This is a genomic window from Falsiruegeria litorea R37, assembly GCF_900172225.1.
In the GTDB taxonomy this organism is placed as follows: Bacteria; Pseudomonadota; Alphaproteobacteria; order Rhodobacterales; family Rhodobacteraceae; genus Falsiruegeria; species Falsiruegeria litorea.
In genome coordinates this window covers 2,790,344-2,811,949 of the sequence record NZ_FWFO01000001.1, presented here as the reverse complement: position 1 = coordinate 2,811,949, position 21,606 = coordinate 2,790,344, and the positions used below count along the sequence as shown (strand labels likewise).

Below are 21,606 nucleotides of genomic sequence, written 5' to 3'. Positions count from 1 at the left end.
GTTCGGCAGCTACGGCTACTATGAGGCCGATGACGAGGCTGGCGGCGCGACATACTGGTACTACTGGTATGACAGCTCGGGGTCTGGTGACTTCTACTACGGCTATACCTACGACAGCGACGGCTCTCAGGGTCTGTCGTCGGGTGGGTACTACTACTACACCACCGAAAATGGCGACTCGGCGTATTACTATGTCTATTCGGCGACGTCGGGGAACTACTACGGCCAGTACGAAGACTATGCCTACGTCAGCTACTACTATGACGGTGAGACCGGTCAGTACGACTATGACCCGTATTACTCGTACAACTATGGCTATGCCCTGGGCACAGGCATGATTGGCGCGTATGACTACGTCGACTTTGACGACGGGGATTACACCGACGGTCAGTTCGGCAGCTACGGCTACTATGAGGCCGATGACGAAGCTGGCGGCGCGACATACTACTACTACTGGTATGACACCGGAACCGGAGACTTCTTCTACGGTTACACGTACGATGATGACAGCTCTCAGGGGCTTACTTCCGGTGACTACTACTACTACACCACCGAAAACGGTGACTCTGGCTACTATTACGTCTACTCGTACTCCACGGGTGACTATTATGGCTTGGGTGATGACGTCGCGTACAACTACTATTACTACGACGGTGAAACCGGTCAGGTAGACTATGATCCATATTATGCGTCGAACTACGGCTATTCGCTGGGTTCGGGTATGGTCGGATCGTATGACTATGTCGACTTCGACGATGGTGACTATACCGATGGCCTCTTCGGCTATGGTGGTTACTACGAGGCCGACGACGTCTGATCCATAGGCGAAAGCAATGCGGCGATCCTATTTGTCGCTCGCTTCGCGATAACACTGAAGCCCCCGCAAAGGTGACTTTGCGGGGGCTTTGCTTTGCTTAAGTGGTATATTCGCCGGGGCCTGGGGGACGTTCTCATCTGGTCTTGCCAAAGATCAAGCTGGGCGAGGCGCTTTCCAGATTTCCGTCCATGTGCACGACAGGGGAACCCGTTTCAAGCGTTCTGGTCCGCTGCCTTTGCAGGAGAAATTGGACTTACCTGTAGGTTTGGTGATGGCCGGGCCAGCGGCGATGTAGATCGTCAATCACATATGGGTGGTTGTGACCGTCCTGAAGGTGCGGGTGTTCAGGAGGAAGGTCAGGGTGATAATGCTCGACGACTTCGGGGTCGCGATTGGGCCAAAGAATGAGGGCAATCGTCAATGAAATCATGCCACCGCTGCCCAGGGTCAGCAAAGTGATTGTGGCATCGAACGTAGAGATCAGCCATCCAGACAAAGGATATGTTACCAGCCAGCACGCGTGACTAAGGGTGAACTGTGCCGCAAACAGTGCGGGTCGATCTTCGGGGCGCGAGGAACGTCGCAACAAGCGGCCAGATGGTGTGAGGACTGTAGAATACCCCAAGCCGATCAGGAACCAGGCCGTCAACACTGCGGGCAAGGACAGGGCCAGGAGATAGGACCAGCCAGCAAGCACCAGCGCGGTGATCGACATCAGGGCGGCTCCAAACATCATGACGGGCCGATCTGTCAGAGCTTGTAGAAATCGGGGCAGGAACAAAGCAGCAAACATGGAGCCTGCGCCAAAGCTGCCCAGGGCAAAAGCCACCGTCGTCTCATCTAAGTTCAGGTCGGCTCGAATTACCACCACCGTGTTGACGAGAACCATGGCACCCACCAACGAGAGTGTCATGCAAAGGGCCAGTAGCCCGCGCAGGCGAGGGGTGGCCAGGTAAATGCGCAGGCCCCGCGTTGTGCGGTCCCAAATCCCGCGCCGTTTGCTTGGTTTCGGAGAGGGGAGGGCGATTGTCACAATCAGCGCAGCTGAGGCCACAAATCCGACAGAGGTTCCCATAAACAGTGCATCGAATGTCACGAGGGACAACAGCGCGGCGGCCAACATTGGACTAAGCAGGTTTTCCAGATCATACGCCATCCGCGACAGCGACAACGCCTTGGTGTAGTCCTCTTCGTCTGGCAGCAGATCGGGGATAGTAGCTTGAAAAGTTGGTGTAAATCCTGCCGAAGCTGCCTGCATCAGGAAAATCAGGACGTAGACCTGCCAGATCTCGTTCACGAACGGCAAACACAGGGCGACCCCCGCACGTATCACATCCAACAGCACCAGCATCGTGCGCCTGTTCATCTGTTCGGCAAAGGCCGATGCAATCGGTGCAAGGGTCACGTAGGCGACCATCTTGATGGTCAAAGCCGTTCCCAGGACCAAACCCGCCTGATCCCCCGACAGATCAAAGGCCAAAAGCCCCAAAGCTACGGTCGCGAGTCCAGTGCCCAGCAAGGCGACGGTTTGGGCCAGGAACATGTGGCGGTAGCCGCGGTGTTTCAGAACATTAAGCATGGGTTACAAATACCGTGTGATTTCTTTGAAATCGGCCGTGCTTTCGACGCTTGCCTCGTCCAGGCAATGGTCGATGTGGTCGTGGATCAGGACGCGTTTGGCGTTGGTGATGGCTTTTTCCACAGCATGTAGCTGTTGCGCGATATCGGTACAGGGTCGCCCCTCTTCGATCATGGTTACGACGCTATCCAGATGGCCCCGGGCACGTTTGAGGCGGGCGGAAATCTTGGGGTGCGAGTTGTGTCTGTGAGGTACATTCATGAAGCTCCATTATCCCCCCTAGGGGGATAAGTCAATTCAGTAGCGCCTTGCCGCGCCGAGCTATGGAACCGGGCGTCTCATGAGGACGGTCGTAGGTCGCGCGTGGCCATCGTGGCTGTCGTGCCCGATCACCGAAAAACCCAATCGTTCAAATGTTTTGTGATTGTCGGTCAGCTCGATCCGGGTTTTCAGTTCCAATGCTGGCAACTTCATATCGCGAGCCCGTATTAACGCCTGTTCAACCAGACGTCGCGCCAGCCCTTGGCCTTGCAACGCTTTGTCCACTGCAAGCTTGCCAAGATACAGACAGTCGGCCCTGGGACTGAGAAAAACACAAGCCACCGGCGGGGTCCCGATGACCCAGACTTCTCCTTCCCGGCATTGATTGGCGATCTTGCAGGCCGTGAGGCGGTGCATCGAGGAAGGGGGATCAATACGTCCTTCCATATAGGCAAAGCTGCGCCTTATGAGGTCCAGAACCTGCGGTATCTGCGGATCATCGTGGGACAATCGCCTGACAGCGCCGAATTCATGGGGCATGGAACTGGCACCTTCCTGTTCGGCCGTTTGGCCTCCCCCGGGGGCAATACGAAGCAGCCCCGCCGGATACCGGCGGGGCTATTCTTTGTTCATTCTGCCGGGGTGGCCGCATCATTTGGCGGTTCCGGATCACCGCCTTTTGATCCTTTGACCCATTCGCGTGCGCTCTGCATCACGGCGTAGAGCACAGGCACCACGACAACCCCAACAACAGTCGCTGCCAACATGCCGCCAAACACGGCCACGCCGATGGCCTTTTGGCTGGCCGCACCGGCGCCATTGGCCGCAAGCAGGGGCACAACACCCAACAGGAACGACAGCGCCGTCATCATCACCGCGCGGAAACGTTGGTGCGCGGCCTCGGCTGCGGCCTCGCGGATACTCAGGCCGGCGGCGCGTTGCTCCATCGCGAACTCGACAATCAGAATACCGTTCTTGGCCGCCATCCCGATAAGCATGATCATCCCGATCTGGGTGTAGAGGTTGATGTCACTGCCCACCACAGCCACGGCTGCCACAGCCCCAAACATCGCCACAATCACCGAAAGCAGGATCGACACAGGCATGGTCCAGCTTTCGTATTGCGCCACCAGGAACAGATAGCCAAAGAGCACGGCCATGATCAGGATCACCTGCACCAGACCAGCCGAGTCGAGCTGCTGCTGCGCTGTCCCGGTCCACTCATAGGCGTATCCGGGAGGCAGGGCGGTTTGTGATGTTTCGGACATCACCCGGATCGCGTCGCCTGTGGACAGCCCCTCGGCCGGAACGGCGGTCACCGTGGCCGAGCGGAACAGGTTGTGCCGTTTCAACAGGACCGGTCCCAGCACGTTTTCCACATCGATCAGCGTACCAAGCGGCACCATCTCGCCCTTGGTCGAGCGGACATAGAGATTGCCGATGCTGTCGATCTTGTTCCGGTAGGAACCTTCGGCCTGAATCATCACGCGATAGACCCGACCAAACAGGTTGAAGTCGTTGACGTAGTACGACCCCAGATGGGCCTGCATGGTCTGGAACACCTCGGCCACCGAAACCTGTAGCGTCTTGGCCTTTTCACGGTCCAGATCCACAAAGAGCTGCGGAACATTGGCCCGGAAGGTGGTATAGGCCTGCGCGATCTCGTCGCTCTGGTTGGCGGCGTAAACAAACGACCCCACCGCAGCAGCCAGATCCTGAGCCGAGCCACCGGCGGTCTGCTGCACCTCCATCTCGACACCCGCGGACATACCAAGGCCCGAAATGGGCGGTGGGTTGAATGCCACGATCGAGGCCGCGGCCTCGCCATAAGCCACGCCCAACACCTTTTCGAGAATACCGTTTGCGCTCAGCTCATCAGTCTGGCGATCATCCCAGCTGTCGAGGTTGACGATGATCATGGCGCCGTTTGTCGTCAGGCCGTTGAGCAGCGAAAAGCCGTTCACAAGAACGGTGTTGGCAACACCAGGGATCTCTCGCAGCTGCTGGTTGACCCGCGACGTGACCTCTTCGGTGCGGCCCAGTGTGGCCGCGTCAGGCAGTTGGATGTCCACGAACAGGTATCCGTTGTCCTCAAGCGGGATAAAGCCTTTGGAGGTGTTGCTGAACAGAACGCCCGTGCCCACGCCAAAGGCGGCGATGATCGCAAGGCCAATCAGCGGCACCCGCAGCAGGCGGCGGACGATCCCGACATAGCCGGTGCGCATGCCGCCGATAAAGCCCTCGAACATCGCCAGCAGCCCTGTGGGCGGACCCGAGCGCGCCTTGAGCACCAGAGCGCACATGGCGGGCGACAAGGTCAGAGCGTTGATGGACGAAATCACAACAGCGGTCGAAATGGTGACGGCAAACTGCGAATAGAGCCGCCCTGTAATACCCGGCATGAAGGTGACGGGCACAAACACCGCCAACAGAACCAGCGTGGTCGCAATGACCGGACCGGTGATCTGCCCCATGGCTTTGCGGGTTGCCTCGGCGGGCTCCAACCCCTCTTCGGCGATAATGCGTTCAACGTTTTCCACCACAACAATCGCGTCATCAACGACGATCCCGATGGCCAGCACCAGTGCAAACAGCGAGATGGTGTTCAAAGACATGCCAAAGGCAAGCAGGAAGGCAAACGTACCGATCAGCGACACGGGGATCGCCACGGCGGGGATCAGTGTGGCCCGGAACGACCCGAGGAAGATGAACACCACCGAGATCACCAAAGCAAAGGTCAGCATCAGGGTGGAAACCACGTCGTTTAGTGATTGCTGCACGAAGTCGGTCGAATTGAAGGGGACCTCATACTCCACGTCGTCGGGGAAGGTCCGCGAGAGGCGTTCCAGCTCGGCTGTCACCAGATCAGACACCGCAAGAGCATTTGCGCCGGGGGCCTGGTAGATGCCCAGAACGGTGGCAGGCTGCCCTTCGTAGTACCCCGAAGCCGAGTAGAACTGTGATCCCAATTCCACCTTGGCGATGTCCTTGACGCGGACAACGGATCCCGCGTCGCCCGTGCGGACCACGATGTCTTCGAACTCCTGGGCAGAGGTCAGACGCCCTTTGGTTTTGATAGTGTACTGAAACGTCTGATTGCCGGGCACAGGGGGCGCACCAATAGCGCCTGCCGAAACCTCGGTGTTCTGTTCGCGGATTGCGCTGATGACGTCGCCGGGCGTGATGCTGAGGCCGGCCATCTTGTCCGGATCCATCCAGATCCGCATGGCGTAGCTGAGGTTGGTGAGAACGTCAGCCTTACCAACACCTGCAACTCGGGCCAGCGCGTCCTTGAGGTTGATCGAGGCATAGTTCGACAAAAACAGGTCGTCATAGGTGCCACCCGGAGAGGTCAGCGTGACCACCATCAGCATGTTGGTCGACGATTTCTGTGTGACGACACCCGACGAGGTCACCTCGGTCGGGAGCGACGCCATCGCCTGCGCCACACGGTTCTGCACGTTCACCGACGCGATGTCTGGATCTGTGCCCACCTCGAACGTCACGTTGAGCGAATAAGAACCGTTGTCGGCCGAGGTGGACGTCATATAGATCATGTCGTCCACACCGTTGACCTGCGCCTCGATCGGCGCGGCAACGGCGTTTTCCACGGTTTCAGCGTTGGCGCCGGTGTAGTTTGCAGTGACGCCGACAACTGGCGGCGTGATGTCCGGGAACTGCGCCACGGGCAGGGCGAAATAGCCGATGCCACCCAAAATGGTCAGCACCAGCGAAATCACGAGGGCCGTCTTTGGACGGCTGATGAAAATGGCTGAAAACATCGATCAGTCTCCGATGCTTTCAGCGGCCGTCACGGCGTCAACCGAAACGCCGGGACGCACGCGCTGCAGCCCCTCGACGATTACGCTTTCGCCTGCCTGCAGGCCATCCAGAACGATGATGGCCGTGTCCACGACCTCACCCGTGGTGATATAGCGCTGTTCGGCCATCTGCTGGCTGTTGACCACCAGAACAAAGTCGCCGCGCTGATCGCGTTGCAAGGCGGCCTGGGGCACCAGAACCCGCGGAGTTGGCTGCAAAGCTTGGATTTTAACATGCAAAAAGGCGCCGTCGACAATCAGGCTTGCCGCGTTTTCGAACTGCGCCCGCATTGTGATCGAGCCGGTCAGAGGGTCGATCCGGTTATCGACAAAGACGATCTTGCCTGCCTCGTCCAGCGGCGTGCCGTTGGGCAGTTCCAGAAACACATCCGGACTTTTGCCGCTTTCCGCAAGCGAGGATGTGGTCTGGTTCAATTGCTCCAGAACCGTGATCAGCTGCTTCTCGTTCAGCGAAAATGTCACATAGATCGGGCTTTCACGTACGATCGTGACCAGCGGCGGGTTGGATGGCCCGACAATATCCCCAACCGAGGTTTCGGTTCGGCCAAGGCGCCCCGCAAACGGGGCATGAATGTTGGTGTAACTCAGATCCAACTCGGCTTGTTGGATCGCGGCATGGGCTGATTTGACTGCTGCTTCGGCGACCAGTTCATTGGCGCGCGCGATGTCGCGTTCCGAGACAGGCACCGCATCCCGTTTCAGCAGCTCTTCTTTCCGCGCCAGTTCCAGTTTGGCCAATTCCAACTGCGCTTCAGCTCGGTCCAGATCGGCCCTGCGGGCTTCCAACGTTGCCTCATACAGGTCGGGCTCAATCTCGAACAGCAGTTGCCCTTCCTCGACCGCGCTGCCGTCTTCGACCGCCTTGCTTTGCAAGAACCCGCTCACCCGCGCCACGATAGAGACCTTGTCGATGGCTTCGCCCCGACCGATGAAAGTCGCCTCGTCCGTGATTTCCTGGGTGTAAGCTGCCGCAACGCTGACCTTGGGCGCCGGGGCGGCCCCTTCGTCTTGGGCATGCAAAGGGGCGGACACGATCCCAACAGCTGCGGCAAACCCTAAAAGGGTCGGGCGCAGCGTGTGGCCTTTGATGAAACGGATGTATTCGGATATGGCGACCATGCGCTAAGCCCCTCGGAATATGTGATGCGCGCGAACAGCAGCGCTCATCGGAACAAATTCCGACGACCGCTGCGAGTCGGCGAGTATTTGAACACAGGATGGCCGCAAACTGCGAATTTCTCAACCCGAGGTTTTCCGTAGTTTCGCGGGCCTCGCTATTGATCCGAAAATGTTTTTTCCGTTTCCAGCGATTGTTTCACCCTCTAGGCTGGAGTTGATTTCACCAACGTGAACACACAGTGCGAGGGCGTCATGCCAGAGATCCAGAAGACGCGGAATTTTGTCTTTTTCCTGGATGAAGGTTTCACGATGCAAGCGTTCTCGTCAGCTGTTGAGGTGCTGCGCCTTGTTCGGCAGCTCAAGCCCGGAGCCGGTTTCAGCTACAGCGTCGTTGCATTGAACGACGCACCGGTTGCTGCGTCGAACGGGCTGCAATTGATACCCGATGCCAAAATAGATGCGGTTCCATCCCACGCGGTGATCGTTGCGGTGTCAGGGGCGCATGCCAATCGGACAAGCGCTCCAAGCTTTGTTGCGCGCATACGTGAATGGTCCCGTCACGGGCACGCGGTGTGGGGCGTTTCTTCAGGCGTGGTGCGTTTGGCGCAGGCTGGAATGCTCGATGATCGCCGCGTTGCCGCCCATTGGGAAGACGTGCGATACCTGCGCCAAGCCCACGAACAGGTGCTGGTCAGCGCCGCATTGTTCTTCAGCGATGGACAGGTCGCCACCTGCGCCGGGGGTGGGGCGGCCACGGACATGATGCTCTGGGTCATCGCGCGTGATCTGGGTGTACAGGTGGCTGATGATATTGCCGCTCGGCTGGTCATTGATGCTGTGCGGGACGGTCGAACCTCGCAACGGCGGGTATCTGACATGCGGTTCGAGACGGCAAACGGCGCTGTTTATGCCGCGCTAGGCGTGATGCGCGCAAATCTGTTCACGCCGCTTACCATTGCCGAGGTTGCCGAAACCCAAGGCATATCGCAACGGCACCTTGAGCGGTTGTTCGTACAAGAGTTCAACCGCACACCGTCGAATGTGTACACAGAGCTCAGGCTCGAAGACGCGCGGCTAGACGTTTTGTCGGGGCGTCGCAGCTTAACGGATATTGCCATGGACTATGGGTATTCCCCTGCAACATTCGCACGCAACTATCAGAAAATATTCGGGCTCTCGCCCTCGGATGATCGGCGCGGCAGCGGGCGGGGTATGTCGTAAGGCGCGCGATTTCATGTCGAATTTTCAAAGTTGCTCCCGCGCGCTCCGGTTTACTTTTGGTCAAACGAACCAGGACTATTTGTCATGAATGCCCCAGTGATCATGGTCGCCCCCAACGGCGCACGTCGCGGCAAAGCGGATCATCCTTCCCTGCCCATAAATTTGAACGACATGCTTGCGACCGCGCGAGCTTGCCACAGCGCCGGGGCAGGGGCTTTGCATCTGCACGTGCGCGACAGCGAAGGGGAACATTCTCTGGATGCCGGGCGCTATCGCGAAGCTTTGGCCGCGCTTTCCGCTGAGGTGCCAGAGCTTGACCTGCAGATCACTACGGAATCCGCCGGGGTTTACAGCCCCCATGAGCAACTCGACTGCTTGAAAGAGGTACGCCCCAAATGGGCCAGCATCTCGGTTCGCGAGATCAATCGTGCACCAGAACTTGCCGAGCAGCTTTATGGCCTGTGTGCGGATCAAGAGACGCGCGTTCAACATATCGCTTATGACGCCTCAGATTTGCACCTGTTGCACGATTGGCGACAGCGTGGGGTCGTTCGCCCAGAGCAGGATGAGGTTATTTGTGTGTTGGGCGCCTATTTCCCACCTCGCGCCGGAACCCCCGACGAACTGACGCCGCTGTTGCCTTTGCTCGATGGATTGAGCTTTGCCGTATGTGCCTTTGGTCCCCAGGAAGAGGCCTGTTTGCTCGCCGCAGCGCAAAGCGGCGCGAACGTCCTGAGGGTGGGATTTGAAAACAACCTTGTTGCCCCAAGTGGCACGCTTTGGCGCAGCAACGCGGATGCTGTATCTTCTCTGAAAGCCCGTTTTGAAAGGAATGCCGCATGAGCCATGTCTTTCCACGTCATTGTCACGCAAACCTGCCAACCGCCGTGGCGGGCGACGGGTGCTATCTGATCGACAGCGACGGCAAGCGCTATTTCGATGCCTCGGGCGGGGCGGCGGTGTCTTGTCTTGGTCATTCAAATGAACCCGTGCGCGCGGCGATCAAGGCGCAGATCGATACATTGGCCTTTGCGCATACCGGGTTCTTTACCTCGGATCCTGCGGAACAGTTGGCTGACCTGCTGGTGGCCAATGCGCCCGAGGGCATCGACCGGGTCTATTTCGTGTCTGGCGGGTCCGAGGCGGTCGAGGCCGCGATCAAACTGGCGCGGCAGTATTATCTGGAGATCGGACAGCCAGAGCGCCGCAACCTGATCGCGCGACGGCAGAGCTATCATGGCAACACCCTGGGGGCGCTGGCCGCAGGCGGCAACGCCTGGCGGCGGCAACAGTTCGACCCTCTGCTGATCGGGGTCAGCCACATTGCGCCCTGCTATGAATACGCCGAACGCGGCGCAGAGGAGAGCCTTGCCGACTACGGGCTGCGCGTGGCCAACGAACTGGAAGAGGAAATCTTGCGCCTTGGTCCCGAAACGGTGATGGCTTTTGTCGCCGAGCCTGTGGTCGGTGCGACCTTGGGGGCGGTGCCGGCGGTCGAGGGATACTATACCCGCATACGCGAGATCTGCGATCAATACGGCGTGCTGCTGATCCTGGACGAGGTGATGTGTGGCATGGGGCGCACTGGGCATCTGTTTGCCTGCGAGGGCGAAGGGGTGCGCCCCGACATCATCACCATCGCCAAGGGGCTTGGTGCCGGCTATCAGCCGGTGGGCGCAATGCTGTGTTCAAGCGCGATTTATGATGCGATTGCAAAAGGTTCCGGGTTCTTTCAGCACGGGCACACCTATATCGGCCACCCGACTGCGACCGCAGCTGGTCTTGCTGTGGTCAAGCAACTGCTGGATCCCGCGATGATGCCGCGCGTGCGGGAATTGGGCGGGTTGGTCGAGCAGGCCCTGCACAGCACGTTAGGCCAGCATGCTCACGTGGGTGACATCCGGGGGCGGGGCCTGTTCTGGGGTGTCGAACTGGTCGAGGATCAGGAAACCAAAACACCCTTTGACGCGGGACGCGGATTGGCAGGCAAGATCAAAAAGGCCGCCGTGGCCGAGGGGCTGATTTGCTATCCGATGCCGGGCACGCGGGATGGGCGGTCTGGGGATCATGTATTGCTGGCGCCGCCGTTCATCATGTCGGATGATGACCCGCAATTGATCGCGACCCGATTGGCGCGAGCGTTCGACATCGCTTTGGGCTGAACAGTGACGGAATTTCTGCTGGATTGTTCCAATATTGAAAACAATCCAGCTGAGACTTGGGAACTGTCGAAAGGATATCGTAAAGGAATCTTTGGCCTTTTTAAAAAATTGGCGCAAAATGGCGGCAAAATTATTGGGGGAATGTCTAATGAAGAAACTGATTGTTGTTGCAATTGCACCGCTGGTACTGGCGGCTTGTGGCGACCCGTCACGCAGCCTGCCCGAGGGGTTGCAGTCACAAAAACCTGCCTGTGCCGATGGAAACTACCAAATCTGTTCCGAAATCGGGCACAGCGTCCGCGACGCTCAAGGTGGCACCACCGCCGAGCAGAAAAGCCAGAACTTCGTGCTGTCTCAGCCAATCGTCGACTAAGGCATACGCCCAAACCCAAAACGCCCGCCGTCAAGAAGACAGCGGGCGTTTTGTCATGTTCGGGTGATCACTTGATCAGTCGCGGATGCCCGAGAACCGCTCTTGCCATTCCTCACGCTGCTCGTCGGTGATCTTGGCAAAGAGCACCTCTGGCACGGTAAACTCATGCCCGGCGGGCAGGGCGTTCAGCGCCGCTTCGACATCATCGGGCCAGCTGGTGTCCAGCGTGTTCATTGCACTCAGCATCTTGGCGGATGCGGTGGGGATGAAGGGCGCGCTCAGCACCGCGTAGAACCGGATCAGGTTCAGACCCATGCGCACCTGACCGGCGGCCTTTTCGGGGTCCGTCTTGAACGCGGTCCACGGCGCGGTGTTTTGCAGGTATTCATTGCCCGCCACCCAGATCGCGCGCAGCTCTTGCGCAGATTTGCGAACTTCCATCGCCTCCATGTGCTGCTCATAGGCGCGCACGCGGGTGGTCAGATCGGCGATCAACGCCTGTTCCGCCTCGCCATAGGCGCCGTCCGGCACCGCTTCGGAGAATTTGGAACGGCAGAACTTGGTGATGCGGCTGACAAAGTTACCCAGCACATCGGCCAGATCCTTGTTCACGGATGTTTGGAAGTTCTCCCACGTGAACTCGCTGTCCGAGTTTTCGGGCGCATGGCTCAGCAGCCACCAGCGCCAGTAGTCCGCAGGCAGAATGTCCAGCGCCTGGTCCATGAACACGCCGCGCCCCTGGCTGGTCGAGAATTGGCCACCGTCATAGTTCAGGTAGTTGAAGCTTTTCAGGTGGTCGACCATCTTCCACGGCTCGCCGGAGCCAAGAATGGTGGCGGGAAAGCTAAGCGTGTGGAAGGGGACGTTGTCCTTGCCCATGAACTGGACGTATTTGACATCGTCGGCGCCCTTGTCAGTGCGCCACCAGCGTTCCCAGTCGGCGTCGGTCTTGATGTTGGCTTCGGCCCATTCACCGGCGCAGGCGATGTATTCGATGGGCGCGTCGAACCAGACATAGAACACCTTGCCCTCCATGCCGGGCCAATCTTCGCCCCCCTTTTTGACCGGCACACCCCAGTCCAGATCGCGGGTGATGCCACGATCCTGCAACCCGTCGCCATCATGCAGCCATTTCTTGGCGATGGATGTGGTCAGCACCGGCCAATCCGCCTTGCTGTCGATCCAGGCGTCCAGCTGATCCTTGAGCTGCGACTGGCACAGATACAGGTGCTTGGTCTCGCGCACCTCCAGGTCGGTGGAGCCCGAGATGGCCGAACGCGGGTCAATCAGGTCAGTGGGGTCAAGCTGCTTGGTGCAGTTCTCGCACTGATCGCCGCGCGCTTTTTCGTAACCGCAATTGGGGCAAGTGCCTTCGATATAGCGATCTGGCAGAAAGCGGCCATCGGCATGCGAGTAAACCTGTTTTTCGCTGACTTCACGGATCAAACCGGCCTCGGCCAGTTTGCCTGCAAAATGCTGGGTCAGCTTGTGGTTCTGTGGGCTCGACGAGCGGCCAAAGTGGTCAAAGCTCAACCCAAAGCGGTCGGCGATGTCCGACTGCACCCCGTGCATCTCGGCGCAATACTCCGCCACCGGTTTGTCCGCTTTGGCAGCGGCCAGCTCGGCCGGGGTGCCGTGTTCATCGGTGGCACACAGGAACATGACCTCGTTGCCACGGCCGCGGTTGTAGCGCGCATACAGGTCCGCAGGCAGCTGCGAGCCGATCAGATTGCCGAGGTGCTTGATCCCGTTGATGTAGGGAATCGCCGAGGTGATGAGAATCCGTGCCATATCCGTATCCGTCTGATGTCTGTGGCCCGTCTAACCCATGTCGCGGGCCAGCAAAAGGGTGGCCTTTGGGTCGGGCGGTTTTCCTTAAGTTGCACCCCTGTGAAACCGGCGTGAAAAAACGGCCTGATGTCAGGTTTGCATTACCTTTGGTTGTCTTTTGTGGTTGTGATGTCTTGAAAAGTTGTGGTGGGATTCCCATCTAGATTGCATACAAATGTATACCAAAGGAGTTTTGATGTTCGATTTTCTACTTGATGCGGCTTTTGCACCGTTCACCGTGGCGCTGGCATTGCTTGTCGGTTTGCTGGGGCTGGAATTGGTGGCGCTGCTTTTGGGTGGGAGTTTGATGGCCGGTGACGGGGAACTCGACATGGATGTCGATGTTGCGCCCGAAATTGGTGATCTGGATTTGGATATCGACGTGGATGCCGACGCCTTTGAAATCGCCGAGGTGGAGCCGGATGTCGCGCCTGAAATGGCCACTCCGGGTCCGGCCAGTTGGCTGGGATTGGGGCGCATGCCCTTCATGATCTGGCTGGCGGTGCTGCTGATGGGTTTTGGCCTGAGTGGCATGGGCCTGCAGATTGCCTTGCGCAATCTGATCGGGGCGGACCTGCCCGCGGTCTGGGCAGCGATCCCTGCAGGGGCCTTTGGTCTGTGGTTTGCGCGTGGCTTTGGCGCGGTCTTTGCCCGCCTTCTGCCCAAGACCGAGACCGAGGCCGTGTCCGAGCGTATGCTGGCGCGCCGCCGTGGGGTCATCACCCAAGGCACCGCCGCTCGCGGTCGCCCGGCCGAGGTGCGCGTGGCCGACCGCTACGGGAACTCCCACTACCTGCGGGCCGAACCTCTGCAGGATGGCGAGACGCTGGCGCAAGGCACCGAGGTGTTGGTGCTGCGCAATCGCCGAAGCGGTGCATTTGTCCTGATCGGCCTGTCCGAGTGACGGCACGGGCCTGACCCGACAGGGTCGCACATTACCAAAAGTTCCAAAGTGGAGGATTTAGCATGGAATTTCAGTTCCTGGCGGTTGTTGTCGCCTCAGTCATTGTTGTCTTGCTTTTGATTGGCCTTGTTTTGGGCCGATTGTATCGCCGATCCACCCGCGAGATCAGCCTGGTGAAAACCGGGGCAGGTGGCAAACGGGTGATCATGGACGGGGGTACCATTGTTGTGCCGCTGCTGCATGAGGTGAGCCCCGTAAACATGAAAACCCTGCGCCTTGAGGTGCAGCGCAACGGCGAAGCTGCGTTGATCACCCAGGATCGGATGCGTGTGGATGTTGGCGTTGAATTTTACGTCTCGGTCATGGCCTCTGAGGAGGGGATCGCACGGGCCGCGCAAACTCTGGGCAGCCGCACATTCGATGTCGAGCAGCTGCGCGAGATGATTGAAGGGAAACTGATCGACGGTCTGCGCGCCGTGGCGGCCCAGATGACCATGGACGGTCTGCACGAAAACCGCGCCGATTTTGTGCAAGAGGTGCAGAATGCCGTGTCCGAGGATCTGTTGAAAAACGGTCTTTCACTGGAATCCGTCTCGCTGACCGCGCTGGACCAGACCCCGTTTGAGGCGCTGGATGAAAACAACGCCTTTAACGCCGTGGGTATGCGCAAACTGGCCGAGGTCATCGCGACCTCGAAAAAAGAGCGCGCGCAGATTGATGCCGATGCCGAGGTCGAAGTGCGTCGCGCCGCGATGGAGGCCGCGCGTCAGCGGATGCTTATCGAGCAGGACGAAGAGCAGGCGCGCATCGAGCAGGCTCAGCAGGTCGAAACCATGAAGGCCGCGCAAGAGTCTGAGATCGCTGCACGGATGGAAGACTCGGTGCGTGAAACCGAACGCGCCCGGATTGCCCGTGAGGAAGCCATTCGTGCTGCTGAGATTGAGCGCGAGCGCAAGATCCGCGATGCTGAAATCTCGAAAGAGCGTGAGCTGGAGGTGGCCGAGCAGGAACGCCAGATCATCATTGCCCAGAAGTCCGAAGAGGAAAGCCGCGCCCGTGCGTCGGCCGACCTGGCACGGGCAGAGGCGACCAAGGCAACCGAAGCCGTGGCAACCGCACGCGAAGTGGCCGAGGCCGAGCGTCAGAAGCAGATCGTGTTGATCGAAGCCACCCGTGAAGCCGAGCGTCAGGCAACTGCGATCCGCCTGTCCGCCCAGGCCGAGAAAGAGGCCGCGGCCGACCGTGCCGAGGCGCGCCGCGAAGAGGCGCAGGCTGAAGCCGATGCGCTCAACATCCGGGCCGAGGCCAAGAAAAACGACATGCTGGCCGAAGCCGAAGGTAAACGCGCGATTGTCGAGGCGGAAAACGTGCTCTCGCCCGAGCTGATCGAGATGAAGGTCGACATGGCGCGGATCGAGGCGATGCCGGGGATCGTTGCCGAAATGGTCAAACCGGCGGAAAAGATCGACTCGATCAAGATCCACCAGGTGGGTGGCGTTGGCCTGCCTACAGCCAGCGGAGGTCCGGGCGGCGACAAGCCGGTGGTGAACCAGGCGCTGGATTCGATCATGGGCATGGCGGTGCAGATGCCCGCGCTCAAGAAGCTGGGCGAAGAACTGGGCCTGTCAATGGAACACGGTGTAAGTGGCATGGCCAACGGCGTGCTGGGGCCGGTGGAAAATACAGTCGCCGAAGAGGATGATACAAACACGAACGGCAACAGCCATTAATCGCAGAGTATCGCGAGAGACCGAAGGGGCGGACACTTTGTCCGTCCCTTTTTTAAATTTTAAGTTGCAAAAGTTTGGGCGGGGTGGTGATTCCCATCCAAACTATTAGGAGAAGACTATGCGTTCCATTTTGGCACTTTGTGGCATTGTTGTTTTAACGGCTTGTGGAGGAGCGGCCAGCAACAAATCTAGTGTCGATCGTGAGGCACGGTCGTTGAACACGGAGTTGCGCAAAGAAGCCCGTCAACAGGCCAAAGAGGTGCAAGTGGGTGGGACGCGGTTTCGCGTGGGTGTGATTGATGACGGGTTTTATTCAACTGTGGCCACCAGTGCAGCGGCCTCAAACTTTGTACTGAAACGACGCAACGAGGCAACGGCAGTAATTGACGTGATCGGCCAAGGACCAAACGGGTATACAGTTGCAGATGTCGAGGCTGCGGCACGTCAAGTTTCGGGGTGCAAAGCGTCGTTCAACGCAGGCGTCCTGACCCTACTTGGTGGGTTCGAGCCTTCTACGGACCTGAGCACGATTGCGGCTAAAGCCTCTAAATTCAACGGGTGGAGCACGTCGCTGGCATGCTGAACCTGGCCCGGTGTGCCCTGTTCGCCAAGGTGCTTGTTGCGCTGACCGCTTGTGATGGGGCCGGCGTGAGCCCACCGCCATCTACGCAGTCCGCGATTGCCGAAGTCAGCGCGCGCAATGTGGCGTATCCGGACTATCCAAAGGCGGGGATGACCTATCTGTCGTTCTCGTCTGCACATGGGTTCCAGGTGAATCTGATCGGTTCAGATGGGCGGGCGTGGCTGTGGTACCCGGGCAATTCGGCAGGGGTGCCTGAACTCTACAAGCTGGATCAGATTAACGGTATCCAGGCACTGTGTTGGGCACATCCAGGCAACACATACAACCCGGTTACGCAGACCCCGGGGGGCGGCTACAAGTGCGAAGAGCTGAAACTGGCGCGTAAGACGATTGTTTCGTCCCTGCGCGGGGATCCTTTCAACCTGGCGTCCGGTCGCGTTCCTTACAAACTTGACCGATGCAGTGCCCCCCAAGCGTTTGATTTCAACCGCACCCGCTTTCGTTGCTAGGGTCCTGACGCTGGGGTCGTGACCCTATCGCTCGGAGCCAGCTCCAGCCTGCTTTGGGATAAAGCGATTACTCGCGCCAATGATTGTTGGCCAGAGCAACCGTTTGGAAATTCACAGCCACCACATGTGACGACGCGATCAGACTGTCTGCATCGTTGGCATATTCTGGCCGCATCCGTGCGCGGGCGTCGTCGTCGGGCTGGGTCTTTTTCACGGCCATGCGGGACAGTTTGATCGCCAGTTCATAGCCTTCTTCGGGCGTGGAGGTTTGCAAAGTGGGCAGCCAAGACATCTTGATCTCCTTCATTTGTATCGTGTGCGACCTAATCAGAAAGTTGACGAAGGTGGCAGGTGTGTCAAGATATATCGTGCACGATGCAATTGGTGGGGCAAAGGATGACTGGGCTGTTTGAACATGAGGTTCCCACACGGGCGGACGATCTGTTCTGTTTTGGGATTTATACGGCGTCTCATGCCGTTAGCCGGGCCTATGTGCCGCATTTGAAACGGTTGGGGCTGACGTATCCGCAGTACATCACACTGACATTGCTGTGGGAGGCGGACCGACAAAAGGTCAATACGCTGGCCAAAGCCTTGCGTATGGAAACCAGCACCCTGACACCTCTGGTCACGCGGCTGGAGGGGATGGGGCTAGTGCGGCGGGAACCCAATGCTGAGGATCGGCGTGCCATTGATGTTGTGCTGACGCCCAAGGGGCGGGGATTGAAGGACAAAGCACCTGCGATTACCCAATGCATGATCGAGCAGACCGGCATGACGCACACCGAGCTTGATGCACTGCAGCAGCTTTTGTTCAAGTTGAGGGACGGTTTGCTGACGCCTTGAGAGAAACTTAGCGCCCCTCACGCTGTTTGCGCAGCAGTCGACCGATGGTGAATGACGTGCGTGGGGCGTAGACATAGTTGGTGCGCTCTTCCGGCGTCGGGCGTGCGCGCATCCGGGTCAGGCCAAAGGCAATCAGCACGACGTGGCCTGCTGCAACAAACGCAAAGAGCGCTCCCGGTCCATAAGTGTCGATCAGCGAGGACGACACATAAGGCGATGCGATCGCTCCAAGAGCGAAAAAGAACATCAGCGCGGCCGACAGCTCGACCCGTTGCTCGGATGTGGCAAAATCATTGGCGTGTGCCGCCGAGACCGAGAAAATGGGGAAGGTGGTGAAGCCAAAAAAGCCCGCGGCCAGCATCACGCCCAACGTGCCCGAACCACTGGCCGCCATGGTGATGCCGCAGCTTACAACAGCCACGGCAGAGAGCCAGATCAGAACCCAGCGGCGGTCGTATTTGTCGGCAAGCCAGCCCATTGGATACTGCGCCAAGGCGCCGCCCAGAACAAAGGACGCCAGGAAGAACGCGATCTGGTCGATCTCCAAGCCCACTTCTTGGCCGTATACGGGGCCGACCATCCGGAACGAGGCGGAACTGAGCGCGGCCACGATCACGCCCGCCACCGCAAGCGGCGAGCAGCGCCAAGCCAGCTTGGGGCGCAAGCGCGGCGCTCTGGGGGTCTCGGGCTGGCTGGATTTTGTGAGGGTAAGGGGCAATAGCGCTGCGCAGCACAAGATCGCAAGCAGGTTGTAGGACACATAGGACGCAGGCGGCAGGATGGCGATGATCAATTGCGCGCCAAGTGAGGCGCTCATGTCGACAATGCGATAGGTGCCCGTCGCGCGACCACGGTTTTCGTTTGTAACTTTGGAGTTCAACCAGGCCTCGATCACCGTATAGCACCCGGCGACACAGGTGCCCGACGCGATCCTGAGCAAGGCCCAGACATAGGGGTTTTCTGTCAGCGTATGACCGATCAACCCCATTGCGCCAAGCGCGGTGCATACGGCGAAAGCTCGAGAATGGCCAACGCTGCCCATCAGGCGTGGGGCCCACCAGCAGCCCACAAAGAAGCCGATGAAATGGGCCGAGCCCAGAAGGCCGATCTGCTCTTTGGTAAAATCCAGCGTCAATCCTGAAATGGCGTCGAGTGGACCCACACCACCGGTTGAAAGCTGCAACAGGATGACGGAAAGGAACAGGGCGGTGAAGGAGATGATCAGGCGCATAATGCTGCACCCTGACCGCGTTCTGCCCGAGATGCACGTGTATATTCGACGTCGGAGAGTCGATTTTGACGTTTTCTCGTATCTCGGGGCGCTCCCGCCCTCGCGGCATGCCCTGACGGGCCCTTGCTCCGTTGGGTCGGGCGCCTCGCCTGCGGCTCGGCGCGGTACCGCGCGGTTTGAGGGGGTGCGTCTCGGTCGCTTGGAACTGGTTGATGTCTTCAGTCCGCTTGTTTCACGGTGGCGTTGATATCCAGAGTGACAGCGTCGTTGACCAGATCGCTGTAACCCGAGGCGCCAAAGACACTGCGGCTGATCTGTCCGCGCAAACGGATCATCAGGTGTCGCAGGTCGTCTGAGGCACTGCCCGCGCTGCGATAGAGCGAGGCTTCCAGCGTGATGGGGCGCGTGACGTTCCGTACGGTCAGATCGCCCGAGATGCGCGCGCCGTCTGAGAGGCGTCCGCCAGCCCCCAGTTGCACTTTGGTCGAGACAAAGCGGATGGTGGGGAAACGCGCGGCGTCCAGAACCTCGGCCCCAGTCATGGCCTGGGTGGCAAAAAACAGGCCGGTGCGGGCACCGACCACGTCGACCAGCACATCGACCGTGCTCGCCGTCAGGTTTTGTGGGTCGATGATGATGTCGGCGCGTTTGACCGGCATCGTGCCGCGCTGGGCGGTGCCGGAAAGCGTGAAGAAGAACCCGACCGATGAGGTCTGAGTGTCCAGCGTATAGCGGGTTGGCTTGGCTTGGGCCGCATGTGCGCCAGACAGGCCCAGCAGGGGCAGGCTGGCCAGGCCGCGCATCACAGTGCGTCGGGTGAGGGGGGAATTGGGGGTACGTATCATTTTGGAACTCGTCATTTGGGCATCCGTCTAAAGGGTAGCCTGCCATGAGATGTGTTGCTTTTGTACGAATTCCCGTGGTTTCACCGCATTGTCAGGGGGCTGTGAGCGCGGGTGTCCCCGTTTTGCGCTCCAGTTCCAGCTGCGCGCCAGGGCGGGCCTGTGTCGCAACCCAAGCCGTGGGGGGGAGGGCGCGGGCGCGGCGGCGCTCCAATTGCCATCGCCGTTGTGTTCTCTCATGCACGGGGGCCATGTGCCAACGGCTCTCAATCCCCTGCGCGCCGCCATCGCCGGGGGTCAGCAGCAGCCCCAGCGGGGCCTTGCCCAAACTGCCGCCCGTCTCGGCAGCCAGATGCATTCGCCGCACAGGCGTCAGCGCGGGGGCAGCGGGAAGGTCGCCAATCACCAGCGGCACAGCACCGGCGCGCAAGGCCTCCTCCATGCTCCACAGCAGGTCCTCGGTCCGGCGGGGGTGCACAAAGAGGAACCGCGCGGGATCGGCAAAATCCAGCATCCCGTCGGGGTTCAACCGGTCCGCCTCCCACGCGGGCGCGATCCACAGCACCGGCCCCTGCATCTGCCCGGCCAGCCACAAGGCAAAGCTGCGCCGGGCGGGGCCACAGGCCTCGTGCACGCGGGCCAGTTGCAGCGGCACCTCGGGGTGCGGGCTGAGGCTGGGACCGCTGCGGTGTTTGGTGTGGCGTGTGAGCAGGTGAGTCGACATGTGGGGAGGGTATCATGTTCTCTTTTTGTTCTCAATTGGGGCAATCGAAGGGGGACTGCGTCGAGCGGTGCTTCAACACATTCAGAAGTGTTTCAGGCCTTGCAGCTTGATAAGTCAGACCGCGGAAGGAATTCTGATGCTAATGGACACCATGTTGCGCCAACTCTGGCGTGGTCGTTCGTCAATAAATCCTATGACCATTTCAGTCGTCACTCAGTTGCAAATTGTTTCTTCCTTACCGGGCGGCAGCAAATTTTGAATCGCTTGTTCAAGCTCATCTATCGCGGCAGGCCAAAGCTCATTGAGCTTGCTCACGGGCGGCCAGTGGCCTTCCAGATCTTTACCTGTATCAAAGTAGACGGAGAGTGCAGTGCCATCGGGCAGACGACCACGTAATCCACAATTGTAGGACTGAGGGTCACTGCTGTAAACGGGCAGACCCTGGCGACATGTAACGAAAACGATTTGTTCAAAAAACCTTATATCAATTTCATAGTCCGTCCGTGCCCCATAGTTATGTCTGGTCATGGTGGATTGAGTTGCGCGCTCATCCGGAGGCAGATACCAGTCGAGGGCTTCTAAGCGACTAGCTATAGACAGTTGAGATACTGCAAACATTGATTTACGCCCGAGAAGGAGCTCCATCACGGGCGGTGTACGAGAACTACGAGAGCCTCCAAAGCTATTATAGGTAAATTTTCTTAGATTAAGCGGCGGCTGACCAACCTTCCATATATAGGGCGTCTTATCAGAATCCTCGCCTGTACCTAGCCTGATATGAAGACCCTTGGAATACAATTGCCCATATTGCGGCAGGCTGTACAGCTGACCATCTTTACAAACAGGTATTCGGATGTCCTCCTGCGCAGCACTCTCAGTGACGAGAAAGCCGAACAGAACGGCACAAAACCATGAGGATGTTTTCCTAGCCGCTCTCATGTGATCTCTCCTGGGCGTTGCCTCAATCTGATTGGCTCGATCGGTTGGGGTCATGACTTACCCCAAATCGCAGATAATGAAGTGCCGGTCTTGG

Annotated in this window: 21 protein-coding genes; 10 read left to right on the top strand and 11 right to left on the bottom strand. The window is 59.0% G+C overall.

Translation table 11 applies throughout. The annotated features are described in order from the left end of the window. Window positions 1-817: pilus assembly protein (locus TRL7639_RS23120; RefSeq protein ID WP_165759810.1), on the top strand; the 817-nt coding region annotated here is incomplete at its 5' end. A 253-nt stretch (window positions 818-1,070) separates the two neighbouring features. On the opposite strand, the gene TRL7639_RS13670 is transcribed toward TRL7639_RS23120, so the two are convergent. The 5 genes from TRL7639_RS13670 to TRL7639_RS13650 form a co-directional block, all read right to left on the bottom strand. After that, window positions 1,071-2,396, bottom strand: coding sequence for an MFS transporter (locus tag TRL7639_RS13670; protein WP_085796178.1), 1,326 nt, complete (start codon window positions 2,394-2,396; stop codon window positions 1,071-1,073). A 3-nt stretch (window positions 2,397-2,399) separates the two neighbouring features. Further along, a complete protein-coding gene (locus TRL7639_RS13665) occupies window positions 2,400-2,657 on the bottom strand; it encodes a metal-sensing transcriptional repressor (RefSeq protein WP_085796177.1) in 258 nt (85 codons plus the stop codon). 60 nt (window positions 2,658-2,717) lie between these two features. Beyond that, complete coding sequence (locus TRL7639_RS13660; protein WP_085796176.1) at window positions 2,718-3,197, bottom strand: GNAT family N-acetyltransferase; 480 nt, start codon at window positions 3,195-3,197, stop codon at window positions 2,718-2,720. Between the two features lie 89 nt (window positions 3,198-3,286). Continuing rightward, window positions 3,287-6,439, bottom strand: a complete 3,153-nt coding sequence (locus tag TRL7639_RS13655) for an efflux RND transporter permease subunit (RefSeq protein ID WP_085796175.1) — start codon at window positions 6,437-6,439, stop codon at window positions 3,287-3,289. 3 nt (window positions 6,440-6,442) lie between these two features. After that, on the bottom strand, window positions 6,443-7,618 hold the full coding sequence (locus TRL7639_RS13650; RefSeq protein WP_085796174.1) for an efflux RND transporter periplasmic adaptor subunit: 1,176 nt from the start codon (window positions 7,616-7,618) through the stop codon (window positions 6,443-6,445). 252 nt (window positions 7,619-7,870) lie between these two features. Here TRL7639_RS13650 and TRL7639_RS13645 point away from each other — a divergent pair, with 252 nt between their 5' ends. The 4 genes from TRL7639_RS13645 to TRL7639_RS13630 all read left to right on the top strand — a co-directional run bounded on the left by TRL7639_RS13645 (window position 7,871) and on the right by TRL7639_RS13630 (window position 11,374). After that, window positions 7,871-8,839: a GlxA family transcriptional regulator gene (locus TRL7639_RS13645; protein ID WP_085796173.1), complete on the top strand. Its 969-nt coding sequence runs from the start codon at window positions 7,871-7,873 to the stop codon at window positions 8,837-8,839. An 84-nt stretch (window positions 8,840-8,923) separates the two neighbouring features. Next, a complete protein-coding gene (locus TRL7639_RS13640; RefSeq protein ID WP_085796172.1) occupies window positions 8,924-9,682 on the top strand; it encodes a beta-keto acid cleavage family enzyme in 759 nt (252 codons plus the stop codon). Continuing rightward, entirely contained in the window at window positions 9,679-11,001 is a 1,323-nt protein-coding gene (locus tag TRL7639_RS13635) for an aspartate aminotransferase family protein (protein ID WP_085796171.1), read from the top strand. Before TRL7639_RS13640 ends, TRL7639_RS13635 begins: the two co-directional genes overlap by 4 nt. 148 nt (window positions 11,002-11,149) lie before the next feature. Continuing rightward, the gene (locus TRL7639_RS13630) at window positions 11,150-11,374 is read left to right on the top strand and encodes a hypothetical protein (RefSeq protein ID WP_085796170.1); all 225 of its coding nucleotides are present in this window, start codon (window positions 11,150-11,152) and stop codon (window positions 11,372-11,374) included. A 75-nt stretch (window positions 11,375-11,449) separates the two neighbouring features. Here the strand turns inward: TRL7639_RS13630 and metG are convergent, their stop codons facing one another. Beyond that, window positions 11,450-13,165, bottom strand: coding sequence for a methionine--tRNA ligase (metG, locus tag TRL7639_RS13625; protein ID WP_085796169.1), 1,716 nt, complete (start codon window positions 13,163-13,165; stop codon window positions 11,450-11,452). Between the two features lie 235 nt (window positions 13,166-13,400). Here metG and TRL7639_RS13620 point away from each other — a divergent pair, with 235 nt between their 5' ends. The 4 genes from TRL7639_RS13620 (at window position 13,401) to TRL7639_RS13605 (ending at window position 16,930) form a co-directional block, all read left to right on the top strand. Next, window positions 13,401-14,108, top strand: a complete 708-nt coding sequence (locus TRL7639_RS13620; protein WP_085796434.1) for an OB-fold-containig protein — start codon at window positions 13,401-13,403, stop codon at window positions 14,106-14,108. Window positions 14,109-14,170: 62 nt separating this feature from the next. Beyond that, window positions 14,171-15,838: a flotillin family protein gene (locus TRL7639_RS13615; RefSeq protein ID WP_085796168.1), complete on the top strand. Its 1,668-nt coding sequence runs from the start codon at window positions 14,171-14,173 to the stop codon at window positions 15,836-15,838. 214 nt (window positions 15,839-16,052) lie between these two features. Beyond that, window positions 16,053-16,421, top strand: coding sequence for a hypothetical protein (locus TRL7639_RS13610; RefSeq protein ID WP_133057658.1), 369 nt, complete (start codon window positions 16,053-16,055; stop codon window positions 16,419-16,421). After that, the gene (locus TRL7639_RS13605) at window positions 16,415-16,930 is read left to right on the top strand and encodes a hypothetical protein (protein ID WP_085796166.1); all 516 of its coding nucleotides are present in this window, start codon (window positions 16,415-16,417) and stop codon (window positions 16,928-16,930) included. Before TRL7639_RS13610 ends, TRL7639_RS13605 begins: the two co-directional genes overlap by 7 nt. A 67-nt stretch (window positions 16,931-16,997) precedes the next feature. Here TRL7639_RS13605 and TRL7639_RS13600 read toward each other — a convergent pair whose 3' ends face one another. Further along, complete coding sequence (locus TRL7639_RS13600; protein WP_235820330.1) at window positions 16,998-17,222, bottom strand: hexameric tyrosine-coordinated heme protein; 225 nt, start codon at window positions 17,220-17,222, stop codon at window positions 16,998-17,000. Window positions 17,223-17,326: 104 nt separating this feature from the next. On the opposite strand from TRL7639_RS13600, the gene TRL7639_RS13595 reads away from it, so the two are divergent. After that, on the top strand, window positions 17,327-17,776 hold the full coding sequence (locus TRL7639_RS13595; RefSeq protein ID WP_085796164.1) for a MarR family winged helix-turn-helix transcriptional regulator: 450 nt from the start codon (window positions 17,327-17,329) through the stop codon (window positions 17,774-17,776). 7 nt (window positions 17,777-17,783) lie between these two features. Here the strand turns inward: TRL7639_RS13595 and TRL7639_RS13590 are convergent, their stop codons facing one another. From TRL7639_RS13590 to TRL7639_RS13575, 4 genes are all read right to left on the bottom strand, one after another. Then, on the bottom strand, window positions 17,784-19,007 hold the full coding sequence (locus TRL7639_RS13590; RefSeq protein WP_085796163.1) for an MFS transporter: 1,224 nt from the start codon (window positions 19,005-19,007) through the stop codon (window positions 17,784-17,786). A gap of 218 nt (window positions 19,008-19,225) precedes the next feature. Beyond that, window positions 19,226-19,852: a YceI family protein gene (locus tag TRL7639_RS13585; RefSeq protein ID WP_085796162.1), complete on the bottom strand. Its 627-nt coding sequence runs from the start codon at window positions 19,850-19,852 to the stop codon at window positions 19,226-19,228. Between the two features lie 91 nt (window positions 19,853-19,943). Next, window positions 19,944-20,573, bottom strand: a complete 630-nt coding sequence (locus TRL7639_RS13580; protein WP_085796161.1) for an ImuA family protein — start codon at window positions 20,571-20,573, stop codon at window positions 19,944-19,946. A 213-nt stretch (window positions 20,574-20,786) separates the two neighbouring features. Next, window positions 20,787-21,566, bottom strand: a complete 780-nt coding sequence (locus tag TRL7639_RS13575; RefSeq protein ID WP_133057657.1) for a hypothetical protein — start codon at window positions 21,564-21,566, stop codon at window positions 20,787-20,789. Between the last annotated feature and the right edge of the window lie 40 nt (window positions 21,567-21,606).